12 protein-coding genes are annotated in these 15,970 nt (G+C 52.1%); all 12 read right to left on the reverse strand.

Going from position 1 to position 15,970, the window contains the following annotated elements:
* Window positions 1-43: 43 nt before the first annotated feature.
* A complete protein-coding gene (locus tag ACL02P_RS10405; RefSeq protein ID WP_009227016.1) occupies window positions 44-931 on the reverse strand; it encodes a hypothetical protein in 888 nt (295 codons plus the stop codon).
* Between the two features lie 18 nt (window positions 932-949).
* On the reverse strand, window positions 950-3,679 hold the full coding sequence (locus ACL02P_RS10410; protein WP_009227017.1) for a GH36-type glycosyl hydrolase domain-containing protein: 2,730 nt from the start codon (window positions 3,677-3,679) through the stop codon (window positions 950-952).
* 217 nt (window positions 3,680-3,896) lie between these two features.
* Window positions 3,897-5,321 carry a type I glutamate--ammonia ligase gene (glnA, locus tag ACL02P_RS10415; RefSeq protein ID WP_036646655.1) on the reverse strand — a complete coding sequence of 475 codons (1,425 nt, stop codon included), beginning with the start codon at window positions 5,319-5,321 and terminating at the stop codon, window positions 3,897-3,899.
* 260 nt (window positions 5,322-5,581) lie between these two features.
* Window positions 5,582-6,625: a 3-deoxy-7-phosphoheptulonate synthase gene (gene aroF, locus ACL02P_RS10420; RefSeq protein WP_009227019.1), complete on the reverse strand. Its 1,044-nt coding sequence runs from the start codon at window positions 6,623-6,625 to the stop codon at window positions 5,582-5,584.
* Between the two features lie 436 nt (window positions 6,626-7,061).
* A complete protein-coding gene (locus ACL02P_RS10425) occupies window positions 7,062-7,790 on the reverse strand; it encodes a CAP domain-containing protein (protein WP_412837215.1) in 729 nt (242 codons plus the stop codon).
* 158 nt (window positions 7,791-7,948) lie between these two features.
* Window positions 7,949-8,908: a 4-hydroxy-3-methylbut-2-enyl diphosphate reductase gene (locus ACL02P_RS10430; protein WP_036646656.1), complete on the reverse strand. Its 960-nt coding sequence runs from the start codon at window positions 8,906-8,908 to the stop codon at window positions 7,949-7,951.
* Window positions 8,909-8,969: 61 nt separating this feature from the next.
* On the reverse strand, window positions 8,970-10,427 hold the full coding sequence (locus tag ACL02P_RS10435; protein WP_009227022.1) for a sensor histidine kinase: 1,458 nt from the start codon (window positions 10,425-10,427) through the stop codon (window positions 8,970-8,972).
* A 2-nt stretch (window positions 10,428-10,429) separates the two neighbouring features.
* Window positions 10,430-11,119 (reverse strand): response regulator transcription factor, encoded by a 690-nt coding sequence (locus ACL02P_RS10440; RefSeq protein ID WP_009227023.1) that lies wholly within the window; start codon window positions 11,117-11,119, stop codon window positions 10,430-10,432.
* A 152-nt stretch (window positions 11,120-11,271) separates the two neighbouring features.
* Complete coding sequence (locus ACL02P_RS10445) at window positions 11,272-12,909, reverse strand: S1C family serine protease (protein WP_260071059.1); 1,638 nt, start codon at window positions 12,907-12,909, stop codon at window positions 11,272-11,274.
* A 265-nt stretch (window positions 12,910-13,174) separates the two neighbouring features.
* A complete protein-coding gene (locus ACL02P_RS10450) occupies window positions 13,175-13,831 on the reverse strand; it encodes a response regulator transcription factor (RefSeq protein ID WP_323076124.1) in 657 nt (218 codons plus the stop codon).
* Window positions 13,800-14,870: a sensor histidine kinase gene (locus ACL02P_RS10455; RefSeq protein ID WP_009227026.1), complete on the reverse strand. Its 1,071-nt coding sequence runs from the start codon at window positions 14,868-14,870 to the stop codon at window positions 13,800-13,802. The genes ACL02P_RS10450 and ACL02P_RS10455 overlap by 32 nt, the downstream gene beginning before the upstream one ends.
* A gap of 3 nt (window positions 14,871-14,873) precedes the next feature.
* Complete coding sequence (gene liaF, locus ACL02P_RS10460) at window positions 14,874-15,821, reverse strand: cell wall-active antibiotics response protein LiaF (RefSeq protein ID WP_009227027.1); 948 nt, start codon at window positions 15,819-15,821, stop codon at window positions 14,874-14,876.
* Window positions 15,822-15,970 lie beyond the last annotated feature (149 nt).

Here is a 15,970-nt window from a genome sequence, read left to right on the forward strand (position 1 = left end):
TTGCTGCATCGCTGGCCATGTGAACTTCACTAAGATCGATCACTCAAGGAATCTCACTAAACTCATAACTTCGCGTCCAGCTTTGCCGTTCCCCTGGTGCCACATGGACCGTAACGAACATTTCCGGGGAAATGACATGGCCGTGCCCCCAAACAGCGGCTGAGCTTAACGGAAGCTTGCTCCGCTCACGTACAGTCAGTCCGCTGGGCCGATGCTGCAGCTCCCACAGCCAAGGGGTTTCACGCCCGTCGAAGGGGGTCATTCGGAAATAGAAGTCCTTCTCTGGACGGCGCTCCCAGGTCACTTGATCCCCCTCAAACACCAAGCCCTCCAGCGTCGATGGATCATCGCTCCAGATCTCCGGAGCAAACGGCAGCTTCAGCACGTAATCCGGCCCGACCGCATATCCGTCAATACCGAGAAAGTTATGGCTGTATTCGTCGGTCATAATCACTCGGCTCCCAGTGTTCTCCAATATGTAAGTGACGGACAGAAGGTTGCCGGAGATTTTGATGCTTTTTTGCATACGCATGGCGTATCCCCGGCATTCCACAGGCTCGGTCGTAAAACAAATCTGCTGCTCACCACTTTGCTCCACCCGAGTCTCAAAACGCTGGCAGGCGTAATCCCTGTAAAAAAAGTACTCCGCATCATCCGGCCGTGTGAGCAAGCCTACACCCAGCTTGGGGAACCGTTCACCCACCTGAGTTTCCTCATACCCAATCGCTTCCTTGATGCCAAATTCGCTGCAAATTCCAATGCCTCCTGTTCCGGTTCCGGGTGTCAGGCTTTCCGGCACGCAGAATTGATGTTGTCCGTCCAGCTTAACGCCTGTGATGATTCCGGCCCCGTCGAACCGGGTGCCTTGGTACACTTCGCCGAGTTCGGCAATTTCAACGTGCAATCGGTCGTTTTTTAAATGATAAGCCATGGGTTCCCTTCCTATCTATTACGCGGTTAACGTAATTTCTATCCGGTGAACGGCTCCTTCCTGCAGCGCCTCGATCTCTTGACGCGGAATAAGGCAGCCCCCCTCACGAGAGCTGGAATCCAGCGATACGCCATTTACGGTAACGTGACCGATTCGATACTTCCCGTATTCGGCACGCTCCAGGTTACGATAAACGATCTGCAACTTACGTCCGGCGAAGCTGGTGATCACCGACGCTTCTCCCGCTGCATCAAATTGCTCTGCAGTCAGCTTCGGTTCCAGACGCAGATCTCCGTAATCGCCTTTGACCCCATATACTTCCGTCAGCAGCGTCAACAGCAGCCAGCTGGCCGATCCCGTTAAATAAGTATACATGCCGCGGCCCCGTTCGTTAATATATTCCGGAATCCCGGGATACATCCGACTGCGTTCAAAATCCGCGGACAAGCGGTAAACGGAATCCAGCACCTGCTTGCCAGCCTGGACGAATCCGCGCTTATAGAGCGCATTGGCGTACATCACCGTCATGTGGCTGAACATCGCCCCGTTTTCTTTATGGCCAAAAGCAAACCCAAACGCCCGCCCCAGATTCTGTTGAATTTCACCAAACCGTGAGTTCAGCCGGTAACCGATGCGCTCATCCTTGAGATACCGATCCACCGCTGCTGTGATTTTGCCAACTTGCTCCTCGGTCGCAATGCCGCCCATGATTGTAAACACTTGACCGGTTAACGTCATACGTACCCCGTTTGGATGGTCTCCTTCCACCCGTACGGCATCGTTGTTGTAATATCCGTTAAACCACTCGAACCCTTCCGCACTGCGGATCCATTCCTGCTTCCGTAAATGTTCAAACGCCCAATCCGCTTTCCGCCGAAGATCCTCCGCCACCTGCTGCACGCTAAACTTCCGCTTCCGCCCGCTGACGGCCGGCACAACGGAGTCAAAATAACGTTCCAGCAGCTCCTGCTTCGCCGGAATGCTGTCGTAGTTAATCGGCGTTCCCAGGCTATCCAGCAACACAGCGATTTCTTCGGCAATCTCGATCGTATCCGTTCCGCCCGGCGCTTGTGCTAACCGAGGAATCAACTCGGAGAGCTCCAGCAAATTGCTGGCATAAAATGCTGTAAACGCAACGCTCTCTCCACGTGCCGGCGCCATATCCAGTCCGTCGTTCCAGTCCGCGCCTTCCAGCTTAATATTGCCATTTTCGCCTACGTTAAAGAACGCCACGATATTTTGCAGCAGAATATGCTCCAAAATGCTCCCTTCGTAAATACGCCCATCTTGCGACAACAGCTTGTTCCCCTGCTCCGGCGTCCAGGCAAGATCACGTTCCTTACAACGTTTGGTGAAAATATCGCGGAAATACGTCTGCGGCTTCAGCAAAAAGCCAAGGTCCCCGCTTTGATGAATATACAGTAGCGTCGTTAACAGCGGCCAAGCCCCATGGTCCATCCATACCCGCGGAATATTGTTGCGGTCAGCGATAAATTCGCCCGGTTTCGCGCCGATAATCGTCGCATTACTGCCGTCGATCCGCACGCCGGCATAGTTGTTGTAAAGCAAATGCCCCACTTCATCCGGCTCCATCACCAGCAAGGCCAGACAGTCCTGCCATAAATCGCGCCAGCCTCGTCCGCCGCGCCCATAATCGTGATACGGGAGGAACGAGTTTCCATATAAACGGCGTAAAATCGGCTGTAGCGTCACCCACTTCAACCAAAGATCATGTTGTTCATCTCCGGATTGAAAAGCGAGCGTATCCAGCTTGCCCCGCCAGTAAGTTTCGTTTTGTTCCAGCAGTTCATCAAATCGGGCCTCTGACAAATATGCTGCAGCAATGCGCTTCGTATCGATCCGGTCATCAGCGATCATCATGGCTACAACATAGGACACCGATTCCCCCGGCGCTAGCTGGGTTGTGGCAAACTTGAGCGCACCAACCGCTTCATACCCCTCGATTTCGGCGCCTGCTTCAACATCCGGCTGACGATTGGCGACCACCGCCTGCGGCCAGTCTAAAGCCCCGCCTTCGCCGATGAAGTCTTCGATCACCGGGAAGAATCCAATCGGAGCAGTCCCATCCTGCGCGGCTCCAAATACGCCGTAGGCCGTTTTGTTCACGCGATGCCCGCGCTCATCGAACGACAGTGCCGGTTGAACCTCTACGCCGTGAGCGGAGGTATATATCCGGTGGAGCAACGAGGTAACATGCCGGTGATCCCGCAGATCGTCAGCAGAACGCGCATACAGCGGAATCGCCGCGGTAGGTGTAATGGTGAGTTCCGTATCCCCGGTATTGGTCAGCCGAACCTTCATCAGTTCGATTTTATCGTCCGTCACGGGAACAAAGCTGGTGCTTTCGGCTCTCAAGTTCAGATTGGCACTTTCCCGCGTGATCTTATGCCATAAGAACCCGGCCTCCAGCAAAGTCTTCTCTTTCTCCTCTGAAAATAACGCCGCGTTTTGCCGCGCCGAATTCCCCGTCACGGACCAGGCCCCATAACCATCAAGATAGATCCAAAAATTCCGCGCCGCTTTAGAGTTATGCAAACTCTCCACCGAGATCGGCTCCAGCAGAAATGAGTTATGCCCCGTTGTCGCTTGCCCATGCAAATTCGGTGATACCGAGGACATCATCCCCGCATCATTAACCAAAGGAAAATACAAATAACTGCTTAACTCAGGCTGTTCAAGCCGAAACACACCCTCCTTCCCATGGAATTTCCAGCCGCTTGTCGCCATTTCCCTCATCCTTTCCGTTGAAATCAGATGTTCCGAAATGATTCGGAACCCCAAATCATCCAAGAGTTCAAAAAACCAATTTCATAAAGCAACGAAACCGGTTTCGATATCTTCATTATCTGATCTATTCCTCGGTTTGTAAAGGGTTTCAGTTCGCAAAAAAATAAACCTCCCCATCCAACGGATAGAGAGGTTGTTCGTATGATAGCTACTCGGCTTACAGATCGTAATAAAGACCAAATTCGTAAGGATGTACACGAACTGCAACAGCTCTGGCTTCGGCGCGTTTCATTTCCACGAAGTTGTCGATGAACGCTTTCGTGAAGACTCCGCCTTGAGTCAGGAACTCATAATCGCTTTCCAAAGCGTCCAGCGCTTCGTCCAGGGAGCCCGGAACGCTGCGAATCGATGCTTTCTCTTCATCCGACAGCTCGTAAATGTTCTTGTCGAACGGTCCGTAGCCCAGTTTCACCGGATCGATTTTGTTCTTGATGCCGTCGAGGCCAGCCATCAGCATAGCGGAGAAGGCCAAGTACGGGTTAGCCGTGGAGTCTGGCGTACGGAATTCGATACGGCAGCCTTTTGGCGTTACGGCAGCAACCGGAATCCGGATAGCAGCCGAACGGTTCCCCTTCGAGTATACCAGGTTTACTGGAGCCTCGAAGCCAGGTACCAAGCGTTTAAACGAGTTCGTGCTTGGGTTCGTGAAGGCGATGATCGCCGGTGCATGGTAGAGGATCCCGCCGATGTAGTTCAGGGCGATTTCGCTCAGGTTAGCATAAGCACCTTTTTCGTAGAACAGTGGAGTATCGCCGTTAAAGATCGATTGGTGTACGTGCATCCCGCTGCCGTTGTCACCAAACAGCGGCTTAGGCATAAACGTTGCCGTTTTACCAAATTGAGCGGCGGTATTATGCACGATGTATTTGTAAACCATCAGGTTGTCAGCCGTTTTCAGCAGCGTGTCGAAACGGAAGTTAATTTCCGCTTGACCGGATGTTGCTACTTCGTGGTGGTGACGTTCAACGCGAATGCCGGCTTCTTCAAGCAAACGGCACATTTCGCTGCGGATGTCTTGTTGCTTGTCGGTTGGTGCTACCGGAACGTAGCCGCCTTTAACCGGCACTTTATAACCCAGGTTGCCGCCTTCTTCTGTACGGCCGGTGTTCCAAATCGCTTCCTCGGAATCTACCGAGTAGAACGTTTTGTTCATACCGCTCTCGAAACGAACATCGTCAAAGATAAAGAATTCGGATTCCGGAGCAAAGTATGCCGCGGTACCGACACCGCTTTGTTTCAAATACTCTTCTGCGCGAACCGCTACGCTGCGCGGGTCACGCTCATAACGTTCGCCGTCCGGCGTATAAATATCGCAAAATACGTTCAACGTCGGATGTGCGGTAAAAGGATCAACAAATACAGAACCATGGTCCGGCATCATCACCATATCCGATTCTTCGATACCGCGGAACCCAGGGATCGAGGATCCGTCGAAAGCAACGCCGTTTACGAAGGTGTCCTCATTCACTTCTTTCGCCGGAAGCGTAATGTGATGTTGACGTCCCGACAGATCAACAAAGCGGAAATCTACCCACTCGATTTGCTTTTCCTTGATTGTTTTTAAAACGATCTCTGCTGACATACTCTTTCCTCCCAAAATCACGAACATTAAATCTTATTTTTGCGTTTAACGTTCATCCTTTAGTATGATTATGTCGTCATTATAGGACTATGAAGGCGAAGTCGTCAATACTTATGTAAGGTATTTTTACATGCGATATAAGGTATTATTACGCATAGTACAAATTAATAGACAAATAGTATAAAAGCCCACTCACCGCATGGCGAATGGGCTTTCGGATTTTGTCTATTCTGTGAAAGCGCTGCACATGTCCGTCTATCTTACACGCGAAGTGCAGCTTTTGGGGTATCAAAACGTTTACCTACCAATGGTGCCAATTTCTCCAAATCTTGCAGTAATGCAGCGAATTGATCCGGGAACAAAGACTGTACGCCGTCACCGGTCATCGAGTTGTCTGGATCGGTGTGCATTTCGATAATTAGACCGTCTGCCCCGGCAGCCACGGATGCTTTTGTCATCGGTTCCACCAGCTCACGGCGGCCCGTGCCATGGCTCGGGTCAGAGATTACCGGCAAATGGCTCAAGTTCTGCAGCACCGGAATGGCCGACAGATCCAGCGTATTGCGCGTGTACGTTTCAAATGTACGGATCCCGCGTTCGCATAACATAACGTTCGGGTTCCCGCCCGCCAAAATGTACTCGGCCGCGTTCAGGAACTCGTCATAGGTTGCGCTAAAGCCGCGTTTCAATAGAACCGGCTTGTTGCAGGTGCCCAGCTTGCGCAGCAAATCGAAGTTCTGCATGTTGCGCGTACCCACCTGCAAAATGTCCGCATATTCAGCACACACATCCACGTATTCCGGCGTCATGACCTCCGTAATGGTCAGCAGACCGTGCTTCTTGCCGGCCTCCGCCATCATGATGAGGCCTTCCACACCGATGCCCTGGAAGCTGTAAGGACCCGTACGCGGCTTAAATGCACCGCCGCGCAGCACCTGTCCGCCGGCTGCTTTCACGAGACGCGCAATCTCGTCGATTTGTTCCGGCGATTCTACGGCACAAGGGCCGCCCATGACAACCAGCTCGTCTCCGCCAATCTTAACGTCGCCGATCGAAATGACCGTATCCTCAGGATGGAAGTCCCGGCTAGCCAGCTTGTAAGATTTCGAAATTTTAATGACGTTCTCAACGTCCTTCATTTGACGAAGGTGCTCAGCAAGCTTTGGTTCAATCGTACCGATCAATCCGATCACAGTCCGATCTTTCCCACGAGATACATGAGTCTGCAGGCCTTCCTTCTCGATGACAGCGATAATTTCCTGAACGCGCTCCTCTGGGGTTTGGTTTGAAGTAATAACGATCATTTCGATCCCATCCTTTCTCCTATTAGGCGATGCGTGTACGAGCTAAAAACAAATATTCGAATGCACAATCACTGTTTCGCTTGAACGCTTGTGCGCTTTTAAGCTTTTAACCACTAAAGTAACTATAGCCGAATTTACCTCGCCCGTCAACCCTAATCGGCGTAGGTATATGTGGAATAAACTGAGCTTTCGCGGAAACTCCTTCATGTTTCAGACTCTTTTACCCTATTATCCCGTTTAATCCGCGTAATCAGATGATCCAGGAAGAGGCACAACACGGAAAACACATCCTCCTACGCCAATCCATTTCTGGCTCCCTTATCGAAAGGGATAATGGTGTAAAAAGGGGGCGGCGAGCCACTTCCCCGCCTCGTTCTCAGCCGCAACCGCACATAAAAAGGCCGGAGAACAATTCTCCGGCCTTTCGCTTATATCCTTATCTTCCTACGAACTCCTGTGCCCAATACCCATTGTAGTAGCCAACCCCAATCAGGTTGTAGTTGGCGTTCAGAATATTTGCACGGTGTCCTTCACTGTTCATCCAAGCTTTTACGACTTCAGCCGGCGTTTTTTGCCCCATGGCAATGTTTTCGCCTGCGTAGCTGAATTGAATACCAAACTTCTTCATCATGTCAAATGGCGAGCCGTACGTTGGAGACGTATGACTAAAGTAGTTGTTATCGCTCATATCCTTCGCTTTAGCCAATGCCATCTTGTTCAGTTCCGCGTCACCGGTGAGCGGCTTAAGGCCTTGCTTCGCGCGCTCCTGGTTCACCAGTTGGATAACCTCCGTTGCAAATTGCGACTTGTCGGTTACCGCACTTTGCGTATTACCGGTTGTGCCTTGCGTAGTACCTTGAGTTGTTCCTTGAGTTGTTCCTTGAGTCGTACCTTGCGTATTTCCGGTTTGCGTCTGGCCGCCCGTAGTGCCTTGGTTACCGCTTTGGACTGGCTTCGTTGAATAATATAGATACCAAGGAATTGTAAAATAGTTCGTCCAAGTATTCGTATTCGTGCCGTAAGTTGTATAAACCTTATATGTCGTATAAGTTTTATTCGTCGTCGTATTCGAGGCCGCCGAGGCCGATGCTGGTACAACAATTGCTGCTGCCAACATAGCAGTAAGTCCACCTGTCACCAAACGTTTCAGTCGATTCGATTTCATTCTGTCATCTCCTTCGTTGTAGTTAATAGCTTAGTTACATTTTTGTAACCTTTCTACAACGAGTATAACATGAATCGACTCCTATTGAACCCCGCAAATGTTGGTAAATGCGCGAAAACCGCGATGGGACGCGGTTTTCAGCTCTATAAATCTATGTTTTATTCTCCTCTGCTTCGAGCTCCGACCTTCACTGGAGGTAACAACTTCGCTAGATTTACCGTACGAACGATTTCCCAAGTTGCCGGGTCTTCCGGATCATATTGTTCCAGATATTGAATGACTTCCTTCGTAATTGGCGTCGGCGTTGATGCCCCCGAGGTGACCGCTACTTTGCGGACCCCTTCCAGCCACTCGCGCTTCAACTCCGTGATATCCGCGATGCGGTACGCCTTCACTCCAGCAATCTCCTCAGCCACCTGGGCAAGCCGGTTGGAGTTGTTGCTTCGCGGATCGCCGACAACGATCACGAGGTCAGCCTGACCCGCCTGTTCCGCAACCGCCTGCTGGCGCAATTGGGTCGCTAGACAGATCTCATTGTGCACCTCTGCGCCCGGATATTTCTCCAGCAATTTTTTCATAATATGCTTAATATCCCACTGGCTCATCGTCGTTTGGTTGGTAATGACGATTTTGTCGGCGGTCAGATTGAGCCGATCGATCTCTTCTTCCTTCTCGATCAAGTGTACCTTACCTGGAGCCACCCCCATCGCGCCTTCCGGCTCAGGGTGTCCTTTCTTGCCGATGTAGATGACCTCATATCCCTCGGCAACCTTCTCCTCGATTAACACATGGGTCTTGGTAACGTCCGGGCAAGTGGCATCCACTGTGGTGAGCCCTTTCTCCCGGGCCAGCTTGCGAACCTCTGGAGACACCCCATGGGCGGTAAAAATTACCGTCCCGCTCTCTACCTTATTCAAAATCTCCAGGCGGTTCGGACCGTCCAGCGTAATAATTCCCTCGTCCTCGAAGGAGTTCGTGACATGGCTGTTATGCACAATCATGCCAAGTATATAAATCGGCCGCGGCAGATCCAGGTTCTGCGCCGCCTGACGAGCCAGAACCATCGCGTCTACGACCCCATAGCAATAACCGCGCGGTGAAATTTTAATGACTTCCATCAAATATCCCTGCTTTCTAATCCCCCAGATTCCTGACGGAGGGGAGCCTCTCTATTATAAACTATTCCGGCAGGGCATTAAAGACAATGGGAAGCCAGATGATAAACGTCGTCCCTTCGCCGCGTTTGGTCAACACTTCCACCGAACCTTCATGCTCGTCGATGATCCATTTGGCGATCGATAAGCCCAATCCGGTCCCTTGAATCATCCCGCGAGACGGATCCGCCCGATAAAAGCGTTCAAAAATATGCGGCACCTCGCTGCGGTCCATTCCGATGCCCGTATCCGCAATGCGGATGCCGATCTGTCCCCCAGATCGAATCGCATCGATGGTGACGCTGCCCTGCTCGGTATATTTAAACGCATTTTCAATAAAAATAAACAGCATCTGCTGCAAATAATCCTTGCTGCCGTTCACTGTCACGCCGTCCAGCGCTTGCAGATCCCCCTGGACCCACTCCGCTTTCCTCGGCAAAAATTGCGCCCGGCGGACCACTTCCTCCACGACCGGGGCCAACTGGATCGGTTCCTTCGTTAACGTTTGCCCGGCATCGGCCCGGGCCAGCGACAGCAGATCGTTCACCAGCCGGCTCATCCGCTCGGACTCCGCAGCGATGTCGTTCACCGCCTCCAATGAGAAGCTGCGAACCCGCTCCTCCTCGCTTGGATCGCGCTGCTCCACATCCTGGGACCACATCCGTTTTAATAAATCAACATTACCGCGAATGGTCGTAAGCGGCGTCCGCAATTCGTGGGAAGCGTCCGACACGAACCGGCGCTGTGCAGAATAAGCTTCATCCAGCTCCCTGTAGAAGCCTTCGGTTCGGGCCAGCATGTTATTGACGGTCCCGATCAGTTGGCCGATTTCATCGTTCGGCCCCTCGTAGTCAATTCTTACACTCAAATCATTCCCGGTCTGGATGCCATTCGCTGCCTCAATGACTTTACCGATGGGTGCCATCGATTTGCGCGCAAGAAAGTAACCCAACGAGCTGGCCGCCAAAATGGTAACGATGGAGCCAAATAACAATACGGTACTCATCCGGCTCATCAGCTTGTCTTCGGCGCCCGTATACGCCGCTAACTGGATTAAACCAATCAACTGGTTATCGAGGGTAATCGGGAGCTGGTACAGCAAGAAGGAATGATTATATAACTGCACCCGTTTAAATCCCGCAATTTTGCTCGCCGAATCCCCGGTGGGAACCGGAAATTTCATATTCCAATTCAGCAAATTTTGCGAATACCGCGTGTGACCGTCCGTATAATTGTGAATCTGCACAAACAGCTGGGCGTCCTCCAACCGATTCGCCTGCATCGGATCCAAATACAAATCCAGTCCCTGGGTGATGCTGTAGCTTTGGGAGTTCTTGATCCGATTGGCCTGATCCTCCAACCGGTTTCTCACTTCCAGATACGTATTGTATCTGACCAACCCATAAATCGAAGCGCTGAACAGGATCAGCGTTACGGCCAAAATTCCGGTATACCATGCAGTCAGCCGCAGCCGGATCGACATACTTAAGCCTCTCCTCTCAGGATGTAACCGGCCCCGCGGATCGTCTGAATAACGCGCTTGCCGCCGTGTTCCTCGGTCTTCTGACGAAGCATGGCAATATATACCTCCAGCACATTCGATTCCCCGCTGTAGTCGTAACCCCAAATTTTATCCATAATTAAATCACGTGTGAGCAGGCGTTTCGGATTTTGCATGAACAGATGGAGCAGCTCGAATTCCTTCGCCGTCAGCTCCAAACGCTGACCAGCCCGCGTCACTTCACGGGAGTCCAGATCCATGATGATGTCCTCAAAAATCAAACGCTGGCTGCCGGATCGGCTGCCCGAGTCCTTACGCCGGAGCAATGCCCGTACCCGAGCCAGCAGCTCCTCCAGCGCAAACGGTTTGACGAGGTAATCATCGGCACCGATATCCAGGCCTTTCACCCGGTTCTCGACCTCGTCCTTGGCGGTCAACATCAGCACCGGTACGGTGCTTCCGCCCTCGCGCAGCCGCCGGCAGACCTCAAATCCGTCTACCTTGGGCATCATCACGTCCAAAATGATCAAATCCGGGTCGGCGCTCAGCATCATCGACAGCCCTTCCGCTCCGTTCTGAGCTGTATACACGTCATACCCCTCAAATGCGAGGCCGCGCCGCAGCATCGACGTAATTTTCTCATCATCATCTATGACCAAAATCGCCGATCTCACGAGCTATCTCTCCTTTGCCTTTCGCTTGCTGGCAGCAAGCTCTACTGTCTCCATTGTACCAAAATAAACGGTAAACCCGCATCTGGAAGCCAAAAAGGCGGCAGGCTGCTCCTGCCTGCCGCCTTTACCGCCTTGGCTGCTTCCCGTGCGAATTAGTTTACGTTGGTAAACTCGTTTTTATCGCCAATCGTAACCTCAAGGTCAATGTTCTTGCCGTTACGTACGACGTTCAACGTCACTTTCGCACCGACCTGCTGTTTCTGAATGAACTCAATCAATTTCTCTTTGGTAGCATATTTGGTACCGTTAGCCCCGACTATAATATCGTACGGCCGAAGATCAGCGTTATAAGCCGGCGATTTGAACACGATGTCCGTAACAATAGAGCCTTCTTTCACGTCGGTTTGCATTTGCTTCGCAACTTCCTCGGTCATCGTCATCAAAGTCGCGCCGATGAATGGTACCGGTTTTTGTGGAATTTTCTCGTTGTTTTTCAGCTTATCCAACACTTCGGTAACTGTGCTGGTCGGGATCGCAAAACCAATGCCCTGCGCATCCGAGCTTACAGCAACGTTAATCCCGATCACTTCACCGTTCAGGTTCAAGAGCGGACCGCCGGAGTTCCCGGGGTTAATCGAAGCGTCGGTTTGCAGCAAATGCTCGTACTCGCGGTCCTTCTCACCGTTTTCCCCGGCGATCGTGATGTCGCGTTCCTTCGCACTCAGCACCCCGGCCGTCACCGTATGGTCAAAGCCTTGCGGGTTCCCGATCGCTACCAGCCATTCCCCAACCTGCGTGTTGTCCGAGTTGCCCAGCGGAATCGACGGGAAGTTGCTGTCGCCGTCGATTTTCAGAACGGCCAAGTCAAGCTCATAGCTGGTGCCAAGTACTTTGGCCTCATAAGGCTTATCTGTGCCTTGGACCGTGACCTGCACAACGTCGGCGTTATGCACAACGTGTTCATTCGTTAAGATGTAGCCCGTTTTATCGAAAATAAATCCGGATCCGATCCCCGTCGGCACCAGTTGGCTCGAGCCGGAGGAGGAGCCGCCGCTGCCGTTGTTGCTGCCATTGCCGCCAGAGCCAAAGAAGTCATCGCCAAAGAAGTAACGGTAGAATGGATCGTTGCTGTACGGGTTGCTGCTTCTTTGCTTGCTGGCATCGGTTAACGTTTCGATTTTAACAACGGCCGGCCCAGCTTGATTCACGACTTTCGTCACCTCACCGGAATCCGTTACCGGGTACAATGCAGTGGTTGCCTTGCCGGACGATTCAGTAGTACCACTGCTATTGGATGCGTTGCTCGATGCCGGCACCGAAGAAGATGCGGCTTGATCCGGCGTAAACAGGTTCGCGCGGTCCGCATAAAACATCGCGCCGGTCATAATCAGCATGCCGGCCAATACACCGGCGATTACCGAACGAACGGAGGATTTACGCTGCGGTTTGCTGTTGTATTGCCAGTTCACACTCTTGGCTGCCGGCAAGCTGCTGCGTCCGTCTCCATTGGAACCGTTCGTTGGTTCAGCTGAGCTGCGAATCATTTCATAGGAAGAAGGATAAGGTTTCAGCGGCTGCGGTCTCGTCACTTCTACTTCTTGAGGTTGGCTTTGCGAGTAGCCGGTTGCTTGGCCGGATTCCTCGTTGTTTTTTCCATAGGATTGAAAAGGTCCGTAAGAATAATAATAGGAAGAGCTCGACTCCGAAGATTCTTGACGCTTAGGTTCATTTGCATTGGCGTTGGCGTCGTCTTCAAAAGGTTGGCCCGATTTATTTCTTTGATCATCCATATTCATTGACCTCCTTCCCCCGAGTGGTTCAGGGGTAACTTGTTTTTCTTGTTTTCTTGATTTTTATTCTGTACCAGAAACCTTAAACATACATTAAAAACAATTAAAAAGGAGATAAAAGCTAGAATTGCTGATCTAAAGCCATTTTCGAGATCTAACCGAGCCGTGCCGAAGCATCAAAAATAGCGCCCCATCAGGCGCTATTTCCGTTAAAGGCGGTCCCAACGTATGGATAACGCCTCATTTTACCGATATGATGATAAATCTATGAACGCCCTACCCATCCTTGCCGGTGGGCATAGATTGCTAGCTGCGTGCGGTCCTCCAGCTCGCATTTCATCAGCAGGTTGCTGACGTGGGTTTTGACCGTTTTAATGCTGATATGCAGCTCCTCGGCGATGTCCTTGTTGCTTTTTCCCTCGGCGATTAACAGCAGCACTTCCTTCTCCCGCTCGGTCATCCCCGAGTCATCCCCTTGTACGGTTCGCTGACGGAGGCCGCGCGTGAGCGCCTGGGCCACTTCGCCCGTCATCACCGGCATCCCGCGGTATGCCCCTTGCAGCGCGTAAATCAGCTCCTCGGCTGAGACCGTCTTCAGCACATAGCTGACCGCACCGGCTTCAACCGCCTGCACGACGAGATCATCCTCCAAGAAGCTGGTGAGGATCACGATTTTCATATCCGGAAACCGGCTCCGCACTTCCTTGGTTGCTTCTGCTCCGTTCATGCCCGGCATCATCAAATCCATCAGAATGATGTCGGGCTGCCCCTCCCGAAGTCCTCGCTCCAATAACTCTACCGCCTCACGACCATCTCCGGCCTCGGCGATCACCTCGAATCCCGGGTCTTGCATCAAATACGTCTTTAACCCCATCCGTACCATGTCATGATCATCGACGATCATCACCTTGATTTTGCTCATCCGCAGCTCCCCCTTTCCCTTCCTCAAACTTCGGAATATGCACCCGTATCGTTGTTCCTGCCCCCGGCTTGCTAATGATTTCCGCATTGCCGCCAAGCTTCTCCGCCCGCTCCTTCATCGTCGTTAGCCCGTAGGAGCCCTGCTTCTGATACGTGCTGCTGAAGCCTTGTCCGTCATCGCTGATGCTCAACACCACTTGACGCGGACCTTCTCGCAACGACAAGCTGACCATACTAGCCCCGGCATGCTTCACGATATTCGCCATCGCTTCCTGGATGATGAGGAACAGCTGATGCTCTTTCGCTTCCGACATATCTCCCTGGATGTCCATATCCTTAATCCCTTTGAGTCCGTTTTGCCGGCAATAGTCGGGAAACCACTGATCGAGCGCCTCGGCCAACGATTTGCCAACCAGCTCCATCGGACGTAACTGAGCGATGAGTGCCCGCATCTGCTTTTGCGCCGTATTCGACATCTGGATCAGCTGATTCAGCACCGTTTCTGCCTGAGTAGCGTTATTCTCCAGCACCTTTGGCAAAGAGGAAGCCGCCATATGAATGGCGAAGAGCTGCTGGCTGACGGTATCGTGCAAATCGCGGGCCAGCCGTCTGCGTTCCTCCAGCACCGCTTTTTCCGCTGCCTGCTCCTTCTCGACAACCTCTTGCTCGCCAAGCTGTTGAAGCAGCTGCATTTTTTTCTCCATGGCATCAATCATGTTGTTAAATTCCTGGTACACTCCGTTAAAGGTTTGGTCCGCCGTTTCCGGCATCCGCACCGATAAGTTCCCCTTGGCGACTTGCAGCATGTTCAGGTGTAAGTGATCGATCTTCCCCTGGATGCGCCGACCGGCGATATAGCCGATAATCAGCGCCAAAACGGCGATGCCTGCCATATCGTAAATCCACACCCAGGAATCGCTGACCACGATCACCCCGGTAGTCGTTCCGATATAGAAGGCAACCGCCGTCAGGCTGCCGGTGAGCAAGAAATAACACAACAGCTCCCACTTCGTATTCATCAAGATCCGCCGCACAATCATGGGTTACCCTACCATGTTCACTTTAACGTCGCCCACAAACACGCTGACAATCAGCTTAATCCGCTTGCTGGCTTCACCGTAATACGGAGATTCGGCGGTGACGCTGCTCATGAAGCCGCCTTGCTTCTGCGTCAGCACTTTCAAATCGCCGATGAACGCGCTGGAGGTGGCCACAATACCGATGTCCATATCGTCGGGGATGAACACTTTCACGTCGCCGATGAAGGACGAAACATTAATTTTCGTTTCCCCGTAAGGAATTTGCGCCTTGGTCAGATCAATGATCGTATCGCCGATAAAATGGGAGATATTCATCGGCTTCAGCTGGAAATAATCCTGACCCAAGTGAACATCACCGATAAATCCGGATTTCTGGATGACCGATCCATGGCCTCCTGAACCACCTTCATGATGGTGGTGCCCGAAATTAGGATGGGAAAAACGCGGTTTTTCCTGCTTAGCTGCTTCTTCCTTCTCTTTCTCCTTCTCCATCGATCCGAAAATCGAATCCAGCGGAGACTCCATCTCCGGATGGAACGTTGGTGGCGGAGGATCGAGCGGCGGCATCGGAGGCGGCGGAAAATCGTCGCGCCGTTTGCGCCGATGCGGATCACGCGGTTTGAACAGGACGAACAACCCGCCGATGATCAACATCACCGGAAAGAAGAAGCGGAAAAAGTCGCCCGGACTTAAGTCAATTAAATTCAGATTGCGGCCCAGGAAATACCCGCCGATCAGCAATAATACGACACTGCCGACAAAGTTACCGCCCCGCCAGCCGCCGTTGCTTAAGTTCACCAACCCTCCTAAAATCAGAAACAAGGGCCAGTATGTCGCGAACATTTCGCCGATGCTGAAATCGGTCACCCCGAACTGATTCAGAAGAAAAACTGCCCCGATACCGATCAGCACCATCCCTCCAATAAATCTTCCAAATAAGCCATTTCTCATCTCGTTACCTCCAATGGACTGCCTCTTACTAATGCCAGTTTACCTGAAGCGTAAGGTGATGAACAGCGGCGCGGGATGGAAAGCTTGATCGGTCCCAAGACCGAGGGGAAAGGGAACTAGAGTAAAGGGCAGAATATTTCTGCCCCTCC

The organism is Paenibacillus sp. MB22_1 (assembly GCF_047200555.1).
In the GTDB taxonomy this organism is placed as follows: Bacteria; Bacillota; Bacilli; order Paenibacillales; family Paenibacillaceae; genus Fontibacillus; species Fontibacillus phoenicis.